Raw genomic sequence first — 14703 nt, 5'->3', positions numbered from 1 at the left:
ACCATGAAACTGACGAAAATCCTGCTGGCGGTGCTGCTGCTGGCGCTCCTGGTGCTGCCCGCCATCCTGCCAGCGGCGATGGTCAACGCGGCCATCCAGATGCTGATTGCGGCCCTGTTTGCGTGTGCCTTCAACCTGTTGTGCGGCCAAGGCGGCATGCTGTCGTTCGGCCACGCGGCGTACTTCGGCGTCGGTTCGTTCGCCACCTTGCATGCGATGAACGCGCTCAATGGTGAAGGCTTGCTGCCAACGCCGTTGCTGCCGCTGATCGGTGCCATGGGCGGCTTTATCTGTGGCCTCTGCGCCGGCTGGTTCGCCACCAAGCGGGCGGGTGTGTACTTTTCCATGATCACGCTGGCGCTGGCGGAGTTGCTGCATTCTCTGGCCCCACACCTGAGCACGCTGTTCGGGGGCGAGGCGGGTATTTCGTCCATGCGTACACCCGCCTGGGGCCTGGATTTTGGCGACGCCACCCAGGTGTATTACCTGACCCTGGGCTGGGTGGTGCTGTCGATCACCTTGCTCTACGCCTTTACGCTGACGCCCATGGGGCGGCTGACTTTCGCCCTGCGTGAGAACGGCCATCGTCTGCAGTTTCTGGGCTACAACGTGCATCGCTTGCGGGTGCTGGTGTTTGCCTTGTCGGCGATGTTCGCTGGCATTGCCGGTGGCCTGCAGGCCCTGAACCTGGAATCGGCCAACTACGTGTTGTTCGACATGCGCTTTTCCGCTGAGGTGGTGCTCAATACCTATATCGGCGGCGTCAACGTGTTCCTGGGCCCGGTGCTGGGCGCGGCACTGATGACGTTCTTTGGCAATGCCGCCTCTGACCTCACGCAATCCTGGTTGTTGTATCAGGGCCTGCTGTTCATGTTGGTGATGATGTTCATGCCCAGCGGTCTGGCCGGGTTGGTGCTGTGCTGGAGTGCGCAGATCCGGCGGCGCGGTTGGCTGGCAATCATCCCGGCGGCGTTGCCGGCACTGCTCAGTGCAGGGTTGTTGAGCCTGGCGGTAGTGTTTGCGATCGAGACATTGCAGCGGGCGTTCAGCCAGGACTATCAGGCACTGCTGATCGCGGACCAGCCGTGGCCGGCGATCAGCCTGTTCGGCCGCGACTGGCTGCCAGGGGCGCCGCTGACGTGGTCTATGCCGTTGCTGTTGGGGCTGGCCGGGCTGTTGGTATTGAAACTGGCCCGCCGGCAATGGCTGCGCCTGCTGGATGATGAAACAGTGGCCGGTGCCGCTGCACTCGAGCCTCGGGTCGAAGGAGAACAACCATGAGCGGCGCGATCCTGCAGTTGCGTGATGTGCACAAGTCGTTTGGCGAGGCCCATATCATTCGCGGCGCGCAGCTTGAACTGCGCGCCGGCGAACGCCATGCGGTGATCGGCCCCAACGGAGCCGGAAAGTCGACCCTGTTCCATTTGATTTCCGGGCAATTGCAGCCCACTAGCGGGCAGATCCTCTTGGGTGATCAGGCGATCCAAGGCCATTCGCCGCAGCACATCAATCACCTGGGCTTGTCGCGCTCGTTCCAGATCACCAACATTTTCCCAGGGCTTTCGGTGTTCGAGAACCTGCGCATTGCGGTGATGCGCAAACACCGCATGCAATACCACTTCTGGCGCTCGATTCAGCGTTACCCAGAGGTGCGTGCGCAAACCGAACAATTGCTTGAAAAGGTACGGCTACAGGGCAAGAAAACAGTGTGCGCGGCAGAGCTTTCTTACTCGGAACAACGCGCCCTGGAAATTGGCATGACCCTGGCCTGTGACCCGCGGGTAATCCTGCTCGACGAGCCGATGGCGGGCATGTCCCATGAAGAGACCGAGTACGCCCTGAGCCTGATACGCGAGGTGACTCACGGCCGTTCGCTGTTGATCGTCGAGCATGACATGGACGTAGTGTTTTCCCTGTGTGACCGCATCAGCGTGCTGGTCTACGGCGAAGTTATCGCCACCGGTACGCCGGACGAGATCCGTGGTGACCGACGGGTACAGGAAGCCTATCTGGGTGAGGAGCAATGCGCATGAACCCGACCTCGCAAAACCTGCTGTCGATCAGCGACCTGCACGTGCACTACGGCAAGAGCCATGTGTTGCATGGGGTTGACCTGAGCATCGGTCGCAACGAAGTGGTGAGCCTGCTGGGGCGCAATGGCGCCGGGCGCTCGACCACGATGAAAGCCGTGATGGGCCTGGTGCCGGCCAGCGCCGGCAGCATCCAGCTGGCCGGCCGTGAGTTGACGGGGCTGCGGCCGTATCGAATCAGCCGTGCCGGCGTCGGTTTTGTCCCGGAAGAGCGTGAAGTGTTCGCCAACCTCAGTGTTGAAGAAAACCTGCGCATGGGGCAGCAGGCGGCTACCGACGGTGCCACTGCGTGGAACGTCGAGCAGATGTTCGACTACTTTCCGCGGCTGCGTGAGCGGCGCAACACCGGCGCTGGCAACCTCTCCGGTGGTGAGCAACAGATGCTCACCCTGTGCCGTTCGTTGCTGGGTTGCCCCAAGGTGCTGTTGATCGATGAGCCCACCGAGGGGCTGGCGCCGAAGATCGTTGCGGTGGTCGCCGAGGCCATTCGTGATATTCACCAGCGAGGGGTGTCGATCCTGTTGGTGGAACAGAAACTGACCATCGCCCTCAAGGTCTCCACACGGGTCTGTGTGATGGGCCATGGGCGGATCGTCTTCGAAGGCACGCCCCAGGCGCTGACCGATGACCCGAACCTGATGAAGGCGTGGCTGGCGGTCTGAGACTGTCTGCCCTTTCAACCGGCAGGTTCGCCTGCCATTTTCACGCGGATTCTGTGGCGGCGCTGGCGCTCGCCAGGGGCTGCTGCGTGTGCAAACCACCGGGGATAACAATAACAATGAGCCTAACCAAACACTTCACCGCACGACCGCTGCTGTTGCTGAGTACCTTGCCGGGCCTGGCCATGGCCGAGGAGCATGGGTTCATCGAGGACGCGACGGCCCGCGTACAGATGCGCAATTTCTACTTCAACCGCGACTTTCGCGACAGCGGTGCCGCCAAGGCCAAGAGCGAGGAGTGGGCCCAGGGCTTCTTGCTCAATGCCCAGTCTGGCTATACCCAGGGTACCGTGGGCGTTGGGGTCGATTTGATCGGCCGCCTCGGGGTCAAACTTGACAGCGGCGGCGGACGCGCCGGCAGCCTGTTGCTGCCCGACGACGGCGATGGCTCGGCGGATGATTTCTCCAGCCTGGGGGCGGCAGTCAAACTGAAAGTGTCCAACACCGAGTTGAAAGTCGGCGAACTGCTGCCGACCCTGCCGATTCTTCAGTACAACGATGCCCGCCTGCTGCCCCAGACGTTCCAGGGTGCCATGCTGACCTCGAAAGAAATCACCGGGCTGACCCTTAATGCCGGACAGATGCGCTCGTTCACCCAGCGCAACTCCAGCGACCGTCAGGACTTGTTCATTGATGGTCGCGCCTTCGCCACCTCCGATCGCTACAACTACCTGGGCGGTGAGTACCGCTTCAACCAGGAGCGGACGATGGTCGGCTTATGGGGCGCGCAGTTGGAGGATATCTACCGCCAGCGCTATATCCAGTTCACCCACAAACAACCGGTCGGCGCCTGGACGCTGGGCGCCAATGTCGGCTTGCTCGACTCCGAGGAAGAAGGCCAGGCCAAGGCCGGGCAGATCGACAACCGTTCGTTCTACACGGCCCTGAGTGCCGGCATTGGTGGGCATACGCTGATGGCGGCCTGGCAACGCATGTATGGCGACGACGGCACGATCTGGTTGAGCCCGACCACTACCGTGTTGCCCAGCGATATCCAGGTGCGCAATTTTGCCTCGGCCGAGGAGAAAGCCTGGCAATTGCGCTACGACTACAACTTCGCGGCCATGGGTATACCGGGGCTGAGCGCTTTTGTGCGCTACGTCAGTGGCGATAACGTAGCAGTGGCTGGCGGTAACGGCGGCAAGGAGTGGGAGCGGGACTTCGACCTGTCCTACGTCATCCAGAGCGGGCCGTTGAAGAACCTCGGGTTGCGCTGGAGGAATGCCATGGTGCGTTCCAATTTCGGTCCGTCGGTGGACGACAACCGATTGATCGTCAGCTACAGCCTGGCGCTGTTCTGATCGGCGCCTTTTCAGCAAATTGCTTTGACAGACCTTTAGTCGGACGTTAGTTTTTATCAGCTGGTCTGACAAGTACAAATAAATGTAGGACCAGACATGACAACAAGTGAGAACACCATGTCCCATCCAGATTACTCTCCCGCGTTGCCCGAGCAGCTACAGCAAGATACAGCCGTTTTCCAGCACAGCGCCTATGCCGGTATCAGTGGCAAAGTCGTGGTCGTTACCGGTGGCGGCAGTGGTATCGGCCTGGCTCTGGCCGAGGGCTTTGCCCGCAACGGCGCGCACTTGCTGCTGATCGACATCAACGCCCAAGCGATGGCGGATGCGAAGGGCGCGCTGCAGCAAAGCTTCCCAACGATTCAGGTTGAATGCTTCCAGGCCTCGGTCACCGACGAAGCCGCTGTCGAGGCCGCCTTTGCTCATGCCAAGGCGTGTTTCGGGCGCATCGACGTGTTGCTCAACAACGCGGGCGTGTCCATCAACAAGCCTTCCCTGGACATCACGCCAACTGAATGGCGCCGAGCCATCGAGATCAATTTCAACAGTGTGTTCTTCTGCGCCCAGGCGGCGGCCCGGCACATGATCGATCAACAGGGCGGCGTGATCATCAATACCTCGTCGATGTGGGGCGTGTCCCATTCTGCGGACCGCACCGCGTACTGCGCGACCAAGGCCGCCGTGGTCTCCATGACCAAATGCCTGGCAGTGGAGTGGGCCCGGCATGGCATCCGCATGAACGCCATCGGCCCTGGCTACACCCGCACTCCGCTGGTGGAAGAGCTGCAACGAGCCGGGCGCCTGGACGTCGAGGCGCTGCGCAAGCGCACGCCGCTGCAACGCCTCGGTGAGCCGGGCGAGATGGCGGAGCTGGCGCTGTTCCTGGCGTCGAGCAGCGCGACCTTCATCACGGGGCAAATTTACGTGTCGGACGGCGGCTGGACCGCCAACGGCTTCTAGATAGCCCTCGCAGCGCCGGCCGCCGTGGCCTGTTGATTGAGTCATTTGTGGAGAAGTGAAATGCCGAAAAGTGTTGCCTTGTCGCCGGCGTCGCCGTGGGTTGAGCTCAGTACCACCGACACCGACTGGAAGCAGGCCGACCCTGCGTTGCTGGGTACTCTGCTCAGCCAGTTGCACCTGATTCGCGCCTTTGAGGAGACCGTGCTGGAACTGGCCGGTGAAGGCCTGGTGCATGGGCCTGCGCATTCGAGCATCGGTCAGGAAGGGGGCGCAGCCGGCTCTATTGTTGCGCTGGGCGCGGCGGATGAAGTCAATGGTTCGCACCGGGGCCACCACCAGTTCCTGGCCAAGGCGCTGGTGTACCTGATGCCCGAGGGTATCGACCCGAAAGCACCGATCAACGCCCCGATTCAGGATTTGCTGCAACGTACCCTGGCGGAAATCCTTGGCTTGGCCCAAGGGTTCTGCAAAGGCCGTGGCGGCTCGATGCACCTGCAGTGGGCCGAGGCTGGCGCCCTGGGTACCAACGCCATCGTCGGCGGCGGTGTGCCGCTGGCGGCCGGGGCAGCCTGGGCCCACCGGCATGCCCAGACCGACACCGTGGCGGTCACCTATTTCGGTGATGGCGCGGTGAACATCGGTTCGGTGCTGGAGACCATGAACCTGGCGGCTGCCTGGAAACTACCGCTGTGCTTCTTTATCGAGAACAACCTGTACGCGGTGTCCACGACGGTTGACGAAGCCACTGCCGAACCGCGCCTGTCGGCGCGTGGGCTGGGCTTCAATATCCCGAGTTGGAAAGTCGACGGCATGGACCCGCTGGCGGTTTACCTGGCCATGCAGCAAGCGCTGGCGCATATGCGTGCCGGTAACGGCCCGACGGTCATCGAGGCGGATGTGTACCGCTTCTTCCATCAGAACGGCCCGTTCCCCGGCAGTGCATTCGGCTATCGCAGCAAGGAGGAGGAGCAGAGCTGGCGTGCCCGTGATCCGCTTGAGCGCCTGGCCCGGGAAATGAAAAAGCGCGAGCTGATTGACGATGCTGGCCTGGCCGACCTGCGCGAAACCATCAAGCTGGCAATGGCCCAGGCGGCTGCGGCATTGCTGGAAGCCGACCCTAACGGCAAGCCGGGCAAGCGCCGAATTCGTCCCGAGTTGTGGCCTTCGCCGGACTTTCGCGACGTCGGTATTCGTGGCGACCTCAGCGAGCTGGCCGACGCCCGCACTTGTGAGCAATCGAGCTACCGCGGAGGCCTGGAGCAACGCAAGTTCATCGATGCCATCGCCGATGTCATGAACCGACGCATGGAAACGGACGACAGCATCGTTGTCATGGGTGAGGACGTACACCGCCTCAAAGGGGGGACCAACGGCGCTACTCGCGGCCTGAAAGAGCGTTTTCCGGAGCGCATCCTCGGCACCCCGATCAGTGAGAACGCCTTCTGCGGGCTCGGTGGCGGCATGGCCCTGGACGGGCGCTTCAAACCGGTGGTCGAGTTCATGTACCCCGACTTCATGTGGGTCGCCGCCGACCAGGTGTTCAACCAGATCGGCAAGGCCCGGCATATGTTCGGCGGGCAAAGTGACGTGCCACTGGTACTGCGCACCAAGATCGCCATGGGCACCGGCTACGGCTCGCAGCACTCCATGGACCCGGCCGGCATCTACGTGACAAACCCAGGCTGGCGCATTGTTGCGGCCTCAACGCCGTTCGACTACATCGGCCTGATGAACACCGCGCTGGCCTGCAAGGACCCGGTGTTGGTGATCGAACACGTCGATCTGTACAGCCAAAGCGGCGAAGTGCCGGTGGATGACCTGGATTATCAGATCCCGTTCGGCACCGCTGCCGTGCGCCGCGAAGGGCGTGACCTGACCATCCTTACCTACTTGAGCATGGTCGGGCATTCCTTGGAGGCGGTGGCGCAGACCGGGATCGATGCCGAGGTCATTGACCTGCGTTTTCTCGACCGTGCCAGCTTTGACTGGGCCACGGTCGAGGCGAGTATTCGCAAGACCAATAACGTGCTGATCGTCGAGCAGGGCGCCCGGGGCACGTCGTACGGCGGCTGGCTGGCGGACGAACTGCAGCGCCGGTGTTTCGACTGGCTCGACCAGCCGATCCAGCGTGTGACCGGTGGCGAAGGTTCGCCGAGTATTTCCAAAGTCCTGGAGCGCGCCGCCTGTGCCCGCACCGAGGAAGTGATCGAAGGCCTGCAACAGGTCATCCGTGAAAAAGGTGCACATCAATGAGCCTGAACATGCTGGTTCCCATGGAAGTGGGTATTTGCTGCGTCGATCTGCCGGCACTCAGCCGCTTTTATCAGCAAGTACTGGGTTTTACCTTCGTCGCCCAGGTGCAGATGCCGGCTGCGGCCGCGCAGCGGGTGGGCCTGAGCGAAGGCGGTTACAGCGTGGTGCGTTTGCAGACGCCCTACGGTGAACGCATCAAGCTGCTGGCGCCTGAGCGAACGCCGACCCGGCCTGAGCAGGGGATGATTCTCGACCGGCAGAATGCGAGCTACCTGACGTTCATTGTCGAAGACATCGCCAGCTTGGTAGCCGACCTGAAAAGTGCCGGCGCAACGTTCTGCGCCGGCGACGCCCCGATCCAGCTGCGCCCTGATGTGAAGGCGTTGTTCTGCTGTGACCCCGAGGGCAACGTGCTGGAATTGGTGGAATACGCTGATATCGCCGCCTACCGTCCTGACCTGTTCAACGATCGGAGTGCCTGATGGCCAAGCTCTTACATATGCCAGAGGTATCGGCCAACGCTACCCACGCCGCGATCCAGAACTGGACCCTCAAAGAAGGCGACAGCATTTGCGCCGGTGATTGCATCGCCGAGATCGAGACCGAAAAGGCCCTGGTCGAGCTGGCAGCCGAAGAAGATGCGGTGCTGGGCAAGATCCTGGTCGAGCCGGGGCGCGAAGTGGAGGTAGGGGCACCCATCGGGGTGTTGTTTGCCAGAGGCGAAACGCAAGTCGATATCGCTGCTCTGTTGGCCAAGGCCGGCGCAGCGTTGGCGGCCAACGAACCGGTGGTGGACGACACACCTGCACCTCAAGCGCGGGCTGAACAGGCACCCCCGGTGGCTGCGCAGGACAGTCGGCGTATTTTCGCCAGCCCTCTGGCTCGCCGGCTGGCAGCAGCCAAGGGGCTTGAGCTGGCGTCGCTCAAGGGCAGCGGGCCCAATGGGCGTATCGTCAAGCGCGACGTTGAGTCAGCAACCGTTGCCAGTGCAGTGACTGCGGCAACACCGGCAGCACTTGTCGACTTTGCTGAAATCCCCCACAGCAGCATGCGCAAGACCATTGCCCGGCGCCTGGTGGAGAGCAAGGCGACGGTACCGCATTTCTATCTTGAGCTGGAATGCCGGATGGAGCGATTGCTGGCCCTGCGTGAGCAAGCCAACCAGCATGCAACCAAGAAAATCTCGATCAATGATTTTATCGTCAAGGCCGTGGCGGTTGCGCTCAGGCAGGTGCCGGCGATGAATGTGACCTGGACCGACACAGCCTTGCGCCAGTACCACCAGGCGGACGTCTGTGTGGCGGTCGCCACCGCTACTGGCTTGATCACGCCGGTGGTGCGCAATGCCGATGGCAAGGCCCTGTCGCAGATCAGCGCAGAGGTGGCCGAACTCGCCGGGCGTGCCCGAGACGGTCGTCTACGGCCCGAGGAGTACCAGGGCGGGAGCTTCACTATCAGCAACCTGGGGATGCTTGGCGTCGAGCAGTTCAGCGCCATTATCAATCCCCCCCACGCAGCCATTCTGGCCGTGGGGGCAACCCTGCAAAAACCGGTGGTTGAAAACGGGGAGCTGAAGGTGGGTTCGGTACTGCGCTGCACCTTGTCGGTAGATCATCGGGCCGTGGATGGCGCGCTGGCTGCGCAATGGCTGGCCGTGTTCAAGGGCCTGATGGAAAACCCGTTGGGCATGCTGATCTGAGGGAGTTCCCATGAGCGATACGAAATTCGATCTGATCGTCGTGGGGGGCGGCCCCGGCGGTTATGTGGCCGCTATCCGCGCCAGTCAGTTAGGCCTGCGCACCGCATTGGTGGAAAAGGCACAACTGGGCGGGGTTTGCCTGAACTGGGGCTGCATTCCGACCAAGGCCTTGTTGCGCAGCGCCGATGTATTGCGTCTGCTCAACAGTGCGGGCGATTTCGGTATTGAGGTCGGCCCGGCCAGGCCGAACCTGGAGGCTATCGTCAAGCGTTCCCGTGATGTGGCCAGCCAGCTACAGCGGGGTGTCAACGGACTGATGAAAAAGCACCGTGTCCAGGTGTTCAACGGCCACGCACGCCTGGATGGGCCACAGCGACTGAGGGTAAATACAGAGCAGGGCGAGCTCATACTGAGCGCACCGCATATCATTCTTGCAACCGGTGCCCGGGCCCGAGTGCTGCCGGGCATGGAGCCAGACGGCCAGTATTTCTGGACCTATCGCCAAGCACTGGTGCCGCACAGTGTGCCCAAGCGCCTGGTGATCGTGGGGGCAGGTGCGATCGGCATCGAGTTTGCCAGTTTTTATCATGCCCTGGGTTCACAGGTCAGCGTGGTTGAAATGGCCGATCGGATCTTGCCGGTAGAGGATCAGGAGATCAGTGCCCATGTGGCCCAGGCCCTGACCCGCGACGGTATACGCCTGTACACCGGCTGTGCGCTGCAAGGCAGCAAGGTGGAACGGGGCGCGGTACAACTGCGCCTTGAAGGCAACAGCAATGAGACCCTGCAGGCCGACGTGGTGCTGGTGGCGGCGGGCATTGTCGGCAATGTCGAAGACCTGGGGCTGGAAGGCACTGGGGTCAACGTGCAGCACAGTCATGTAGTGGTGGATGAGTTCTGCCGCACCGGCGAGCCGGGCGTGTACGCCATTGGTGATCTGGCCGGGGCCCCGTGGCTGGCGCACAAGGCCAGCCACGAGGCGCTGATCTGTGTCGAAAAGATCGCTGGCCATAACCCTCGTCCTCTGGATCCTAGAAGCGTGCCGGCCTGCACCTACAGCCACCCGCAAGTCGCCAGCGTCGGCTATACCGAAGCCCAGGCGCGCAGCGCTGGCAAGGCCCTCAAGGTCGGCAAGTTTCCCTTCGCTGCCAATGGCAAGGCGATTGCCACGGGCGCCACGGCGGGCTTCGTCAAAGTGGTGTTCGACGCAGGCAGCGGCGAGCTGTTAGGCGCGCACATGGTCGGTGAGGAGGTGACCGAGATGATCCAGGGTTACACCATTGCGCGGGGCCTGGAGACCACGGAGGCTGAACTGATCGAAAGCATCCTGCCACACCCGACGATGTCCGAAGCCATGCATGAAGCGGTGTTGGCAGCGTACGAACGAGCCCTGCATAGCTGAGTGCTGATGCCGCAAGGTACGCGCTGCGCTTGCGGCATGTGTTCTCGGCGCGACGGCGCAGCTAAACGGGTTGGGCAATCTTTACGGGTGAGTGCGCCTACCCCGTTGGGTGCGTGGGATCGGGTTGGTTTGCAGCTGGTTTAAATTAGTAAATATATTTACCATTGCGCTTTGACAGGTGACTTAAGGAGTGAGCCATGACGATCAAAGCGTCCATTGAGATCAGCGCTGAGCCAGAGCGCGTGTTCAGGCTGTACCAGGACGCCGCCCACTGGGTCGATTGGGATACGGAGGTGACTGCCGCCAGTTTGCCCGAAGGCCTCAAACAGGGCGCCAAGGGTTGGCTGAAACCCAAGGGTGGGCCGAAGGCCAGCATCCAGGTCGTCGAAGTGACGCCAGGTAAGTCATTCTCGGTCCAGAGCCGGTTGCCGCTGTGCCGCATGTTGTTCGGCCACAGCCTGTCGGCGACGGGTGGACGGACCGTTGCAACCCATTGGGTCGAGTTCAGCGGCCCTTTGAGTTTTTTGTTTCGTTACTTGATCGGCAAGTCTATTCAGGCTTCGTTGCCCAATACGATGCTTGGCCTCAAGCGCGCCAGCGAAGTTCAGGTCAGTGCATCGTGAGTGCGGACACGTTGGTTGTTGACGAAAATTGGAGTGGCTCTGCCTACGTGGGGCCAAGCAACAGCCCAGGGTTTCGACTCTGGCGCGAATTTCTGGACTGGCAGCGCCAGCTCAATGCGCTCCTGAAACCCATGGGGCTCACCCAGCCGCAGTTTGCGATCCTGGCTGTGTGCGGTTGGCTGACACGCGACTGTGCGCAAATCACTCAACATGGCATCGCGAACTTCACCGGCATGGACCGCATGCACATTTCGCAGATCGTATCCCGCTTGGAAAAGGACGGGCTGATCGAGAAACGGACAGACCCGCAAGATCAGCGGGCGAATCTGCTATCACTCAGCGAGGCGGGGCATCACCAGTTGCGCATCGCCATGCCGGTTGTTGAAGCGTTCGACAGAGCGTTTTTTCTCAAAACCTCAACGCTTCCTCAATGATCCGAGCTGCCTGCGGGCGAGATCGTCAGGACGGATAGCGTTTACTGGCGCAGTTGCTTTGGGGAAGCGTGCAACAGGCGGCGCATAAGCCGCCGTAGGGCCGTGGCATCCTGGTATCCCACCTGCTCAGCGATAGACTCGACGGAGAACCTGCTGGTTTCCAGCAGGACCCGAGCCCGGTTCAACTGCACGCGCTGGATCAAATGCTGGGTCGAAAAACCGGTCGCTTTTCGCACATGTCGGGATAACGTTCGCTCGGGCATTGCAGGAAGTAAACGATTTGCGCGGGGCCGGGCAGCCCGTGCGGCGATTCCCCCGTGTACTACGGGGGAAAGGAAAGAAGATGGCGCACTCGGCGGGATTCGAACCCACGACCCCTGCCTTCGGAGGGCAGTACTCTATCCAGCTGAGCTACGAGTGCAACGCGCACGCATGATACCGATCTGTTTCGGTTGCGTCTATCGCCTTGAACTGTGGCTGTTTTTCCCGGTGGCACAAAGATCAGAGTGCGATCAGCTCGGGTCGCAGCCCTTCTACCCGGCGAGGCGCAGGCGGCAGGTAGCCACCGGTGCCGGTGATCTGCTGCAGCACTTTCTCGCGCAGCCCATGCAGCGCCACGCCTGTGCGCAGGCGCGGGTGCGGCAGGTCGATTTCGACCACCGACTTGATCCGACCTGGGCGCGGCTCCAGCACCACGACCCGGTCGGCCAGGTAGGTGGCCTCTTCTGCGTCGTGGGTCACCAGCAGGGTGGTGATGCCGGCGCGTTCCCGAATGGCCAGCAGCTCATCCTGCAGTTGCTGGCGAGTCAGTGCATCGAGGGCACCGAAGGGCTCGTCGAGTAGCAGGATCCGTGGGCTTGCCACCAACCCGCGGGCGATTGCCACGCGCTGTGCCATGCCGCCCGAGAGCTGGTGCGGGTAAGCCGACTCGAACCCGCTGAGGCCGACCAGCAGCACGAACTCATGCACACGCCTGGCGCGCTCGCCCTGGGTGAGCTGCTCGTTGACCAGCCCCAGGGCGATGTTCTGCTCCACCGTCAGCCAGGGGAACAGGCGGTGCTCCTGAAACACGATGCCACGTTCGCCACCGATGCCACTGACCGGCTGCCCGTCGACGCGGATGCTGCCGCTGTAGTCGGTGTCGAGCCCCACCAGCAGCCGCAGCAGAGTGGATTTGCCACAGCCGGAGGCACCGACGATGGCGATGAACTCGCCTTCGTTGATCGACAAGTTGAAGTTGTGAATGGCCTCGAACGGTTGGCCATCGACGCGGAATACTTTACCGACCCCCTCGAAGCTGACCAACGGCGGGGTGACATCGGCCTGGTTGGCGGCGGAAAGGTGCGAGGTGTTGAAGGCGTTCATGCAGTTCTCCAGCGCGTGGCGCGCGATTCGAGGCGTTGTCCGAGGGTGCCGAGCAGGGCGCCGACCAGGCCGATCAGGACCATGGCGGCCATCACCTGGTCCATGCGGAACAGCTGTTGCGCGCCGATCATCAGGCTGGCGATGCCGCCGTCAGAAGGCATGAAGTATTCCGCGCCGATGGTGCCCAGCCAGGCATAAATCAGCGACAGGCGCAGGCCGGCAAAGATCGCCGGGGCGGCGCCCGGCAGCACCAGCAGGCGCAGGCGCTGCAACAGGCCCAGGCGCAAGGTGCGGGCCGCTTCGCCCAGCTGTGGCGACAGCCCGGCGATGCCGCGCTGGGTAGCAATTAACAGCGGGAAGAACGCCGCCAAGGCCACGAACACGGCCTTGGCGCCTTCGCCCAAACCGAACCAGGCCGTAAGCAGCGGCACCCAGGCAAACAGTGCCACCTGGCGCACGGCGGTCAGGCTTGGCCCCAGCACGCGCTCGGCGCGGTGTGAAAGGCCCAGCAAAAGGCCAACCAACAAACCCGCGCCACCCCCCAGCACCAGGCCGGTCAAGGTGCGTTGCAGGCTCAGCAGCAACGCTTCTGACAGCGTGCCGTCGGCCAGCCCGCTGAACAGGGTACGCAGCACGCCCAGCGGCGAGGTGAGGATGTTTGGGTCGACCCAGCCGAGGCTACTGGAGGCCTGCCACAGCGCCAGCAGTGCGATCGGCAGCAACAGGCTTTGCCAACCTTTTGCGAGGGGGCCGCGCTGCTGCTCGCCCGTGGCAGGTTGGGGCCAGAACAGCAGGCGTTTTTCCAGGCGCGAGAAGCCTTGCTCCATCAACGCCCCCACCAGGCCGATCACCAGGATGCACAGCAACACCAGGTCCAGCATGAACAACTGCCGGCCCCACACCATCAGGTAGCCGATACCTTCGCTTGAGGCCAGCAGCTCCACGGCCAGCAACGATGTCCAGCCGGTAGCCAGGGCCAGGCGTACGCCGGTGAGGAAGGCGGGCAGGGCGGCGGGTAACAGCAGGCGCAGGAACAATAAGTGACGTGGCAGGCGCAGCGCTGCTGCAGCTTCACGCAGTTTGGGTTGGGCATCGCGCACACCGACCAGGGTGTGCAGGGTGACCGGGACCACCACGGCCTTGACCAGCACCACCAGCTTGAGCAACTCGCCGATGCCCAAAAACAGCATGAACAGCGGAATCCAGGCCAGGGTGGGGATCTGCGCCAGCGCGACGAAGGTGGGCAGCACCAGCGTCTGGGCCTGCCGCGACGACCCCAGCCAGGTACCCAGCAGCAAACCGCTGGCAATCCCCGCCGCCAACCCCCAGAACAGCCGCTGCAGGCTTATCCACAGGTGCCCCCAAAGCTCCCCGGAGCCAAACTCCACGGCGCTCTGCCACACCCGCGAAGGCGCCGGCAGAATCTGTTCGCTCATCCAGTGCTGCCGGCTGGCGACCACCCACAACACCGCTATCAGCACCGGCAGTACCCACGAAAGATACGCAGATCCCCTGTAGGAGCGGCCTTGCGTCGCGAAAGGGCCGCGAAGCGGACCCCGCAGCCATCCCCAACTCCTGTTCAAAATTCCATTCATCGGCATCTCTCGAACGAAGCGTTGTTATCTTATGCACTAATGGAATTAAAAAATCATAAGTGCGAACTTCAAGAGATAAAAGCATGCAACCCCTGCAGGCGGAAGCCCTTCACCGTTGCGTTTTCCTCATATTTTCCATGCGTTCTCCGCAAGCGCCCCGCAGGACCGCAGAACACCTGATTTATGCTTTCTGGTTACTAAAAAATGAAGTTTTGATCTTTGTAGGTTCTAACCAGACCTGCCTAGCTTCTGGCCAAAGCGC

The 14703-nt window shown here is 62.2% G+C and carries 13 protein-coding genes, 1 tRNA gene and 1 pseudogene; 11 read left to right on the top strand and 4 right to left on the bottom strand.

The genetic code is table 11. From position 1 onward, the window contains the following. Positions 1 to 3: 3 nt before the first annotated feature. The 11 genes from OGV19_RS22925 (at position 4) to OGV19_RS22875 (ending at position 11481) form a co-directional block, all read left to right on the top strand. Positions 4 to 1281, top strand: a complete 1278-nt coding sequence (locus OGV19_RS22925) for a branched-chain amino acid ABC transporter permease (protein WP_264310772.1) — start codon at positions 4 to 6, stop codon at positions 1279 to 1281. After that, positions 1278 to 2033, top strand: coding sequence for an ABC transporter ATP-binding protein (locus OGV19_RS22920; RefSeq protein WP_264310771.1), 756 nt, complete (start codon positions 1278 to 1280; stop codon positions 2031 to 2033). The genes OGV19_RS22925 and OGV19_RS22920 overlap by 4 nt, the downstream gene beginning before the upstream one ends. Further along, complete coding sequence (locus OGV19_RS22915) at positions 2030 to 2752, top strand: ABC transporter ATP-binding protein (protein ID WP_264310770.1); 723 nt, start codon at positions 2030 to 2032, stop codon at positions 2750 to 2752. The genes OGV19_RS22920 and OGV19_RS22915 overlap by 4 nt, the downstream gene beginning before the upstream one ends. A gap of 116 nt (positions 2753 to 2868) precedes the next feature. Then, positions 2869 to 4110, top strand: a complete 1242-nt coding sequence (locus OGV19_RS22910) for an OprD family porin (protein ID WP_264310769.1) — start codon at positions 2869 to 2871, stop codon at positions 4108 to 4110. Between the two features lie 117 nt (positions 4111 to 4227). Beyond that, on the top strand, positions 4228 to 5070 hold the full coding sequence (locus OGV19_RS22905) for an SDR family NAD(P)-dependent oxidoreductase (protein ID WP_264310768.1): 843 nt from the start codon (positions 4228 to 4230) through the stop codon (positions 5068 to 5070). 60 nt (positions 5071 to 5130) lie between these two features. Then, entirely contained in the window at positions 5131 to 7323 is a 2193-nt protein-coding gene (locus tag OGV19_RS22900) for an alpha-ketoacid dehydrogenase subunit alpha/beta (protein ID WP_264310767.1), read from the top strand. Beyond that, positions 7320 to 7805, top strand: a complete 486-nt coding sequence (locus OGV19_RS22895; RefSeq protein WP_264310766.1) for a VOC family protein — start codon at positions 7320 to 7322, stop codon at positions 7803 to 7805. The genes OGV19_RS22900 and OGV19_RS22895 overlap by 4 nt, the downstream gene beginning before the upstream one ends. Further along, the gene (locus OGV19_RS22890) at positions 7805 to 9022 is read left to right on the top strand and encodes a pyruvate dehydrogenase complex dihydrolipoamide acetyltransferase (RefSeq protein WP_264310765.1); all 1218 of its coding nucleotides are present in this window, start codon (positions 7805 to 7807) and stop codon (positions 9020 to 9022) included. Before OGV19_RS22895 ends, OGV19_RS22890 begins: the two co-directional genes overlap by 1 nt. A 10-nt stretch (positions 9023 to 9032) precedes the next feature. After that, positions 9033 to 10424: a dihydrolipoyl dehydrogenase gene (lpdA, locus tag OGV19_RS22885; protein WP_264310764.1), complete on the top strand. Its 1392-nt coding sequence runs from the start codon at positions 9033 to 9035 to the stop codon at positions 10422 to 10424. A gap of 197 nt (positions 10425 to 10621) precedes the next feature. Next, positions 10622 to 11047, top strand: a complete 426-nt coding sequence (locus tag OGV19_RS22880; protein WP_264310763.1) for an SRPBCC family protein — start codon at positions 10622 to 10624, stop codon at positions 11045 to 11047. Next, complete coding sequence (locus OGV19_RS22875) at positions 11044 to 11481, top strand: MarR family winged helix-turn-helix transcriptional regulator (protein ID WP_264310762.1); 438 nt, start codon at positions 11044 to 11046, stop codon at positions 11479 to 11481. The genes OGV19_RS22880 and OGV19_RS22875 overlap by 4 nt, the downstream gene beginning before the upstream one ends. A 41-nt stretch (positions 11482 to 11522) precedes the next feature. Here the strand turns inward: OGV19_RS22875 and OGV19_RS22870 are convergent. The 4 genes and pseudogenes from OGV19_RS22870 to OGV19_RS22855 form a co-directional block, all read right to left on the bottom strand. Beyond that, positions 11523 to 11744 (bottom strand): annotated as a pseudogene (locus OGV19_RS22870) (helix-turn-helix domain-containing protein); the annotation flags it as partial. 81 nt (positions 11745 to 11825) lie between these two features. After that, positions 11826 to 11902 (bottom strand) — tRNA-Arg (locus OGV19_RS22865). 80 nt (positions 11903 to 11982) lie between these two features. Beyond that, positions 11983 to 12846 (bottom strand): ABC transporter ATP-binding protein, encoded by an 864-nt coding sequence (locus OGV19_RS22860; RefSeq protein WP_264310761.1) that lies wholly within the window; start codon positions 12844 to 12846, stop codon positions 11983 to 11985. Further along, on the bottom strand, positions 12843 to 14441 hold the full coding sequence (locus OGV19_RS22855) for an ABC transporter permease (protein ID WP_264310760.1): 1599 nt from the start codon (positions 14439 to 14441) through the stop codon (positions 12843 to 12845). The genes OGV19_RS22860 and OGV19_RS22855 overlap by 4 nt, the downstream gene beginning before the upstream one ends. Between the last annotated feature and the right edge of the window lie 262 nt (positions 14442 to 14703).

It is taken from the genome of Pseudomonas putida (assembly GCF_025905425.1).
GTDB classification, from domain to species: Bacteria; Pseudomonadota; Gammaproteobacteria; order Pseudomonadales; family Pseudomonadaceae; genus Aquipseudomonas; species Aquipseudomonas putida_AF.
The sequence above is the reverse complement of the archived record's forward strand: the minus strand, read 5'-3'. Positions and strand labels throughout refer to the sequence as shown.

Coding starts and splice junctions, on each gene's coding strand:
- OGV19_RS22855 (WP_264310760.1), bottom strand. CDS start 14,441: ATGAATGGAATTTTGAACAGGAGTTGGGGATGGCTGCGGGGTCCGCTT.
- OGV19_RS22895 (WP_264310766.1), top strand. CDS start 7,320: ATGAGCCTGAACATGCTGGTTCCCATGGAAGTGGGTATTTGCTGCGTC.
- OGV19_RS22860 (WP_264310761.1), bottom strand. CDS start 12,846: ATGAACGCCTTCAACACCTCGCACCTTTCCGCCGCCAACCAGGCCGAT.
- OGV19_RS22890 (WP_264310765.1), top strand. CDS start 7,805: ATGGCCAAGCTCTTACATATGCCAGAGGTATCGGCCAACGCTACCCAC.
- OGV19_RS22880 (WP_264310763.1), top strand. CDS start 10,622: ATGACGATCAAAGCGTCCATTGAGATCAGCGCTGAGCCAGAGCGCGTG.
- OGV19_RS22905 (WP_264310768.1), top strand. CDS start 4,228: ATGTCCCATCCAGATTACTCTCCCGCGTTGCCCGAGCAGCTACAGCAA.
- OGV19_RS22920 (WP_264310771.1), top strand. CDS start 1,278: ATGAGCGGCGCGATCCTGCAGTTGCGTGATGTGCACAAGTCGTTTGGC.
- OGV19_RS22925 (WP_264310772.1), top strand. CDS start 4: ATGAAACTGACGAAAATCCTGCTGGCGGTGCTGCTGCTGGCGCTCCTG.
- OGV19_RS22910 (WP_264310769.1), top strand. CDS start 2,869: ATGAGCCTAACCAAACACTTCACCGCACGACCGCTGCTGTTGCTGAGT.
- lpdA (WP_264310764.1), top strand. CDS start 9,033: ATGAGCGATACGAAATTCGATCTGATCGTCGTGGGGGGCGGCCCCGGC.
- OGV19_RS22915 (WP_264310770.1), top strand. CDS start 2,030: ATGAACCCGACCTCGCAAAACCTGCTGTCGATCAGCGACCTGCACGTG.
- OGV19_RS22900 (WP_264310767.1), top strand. CDS start 5,131: ATGCCGAAAAGTGTTGCCTTGTCGCCGGCGTCGCCGTGGGTTGAGCTC.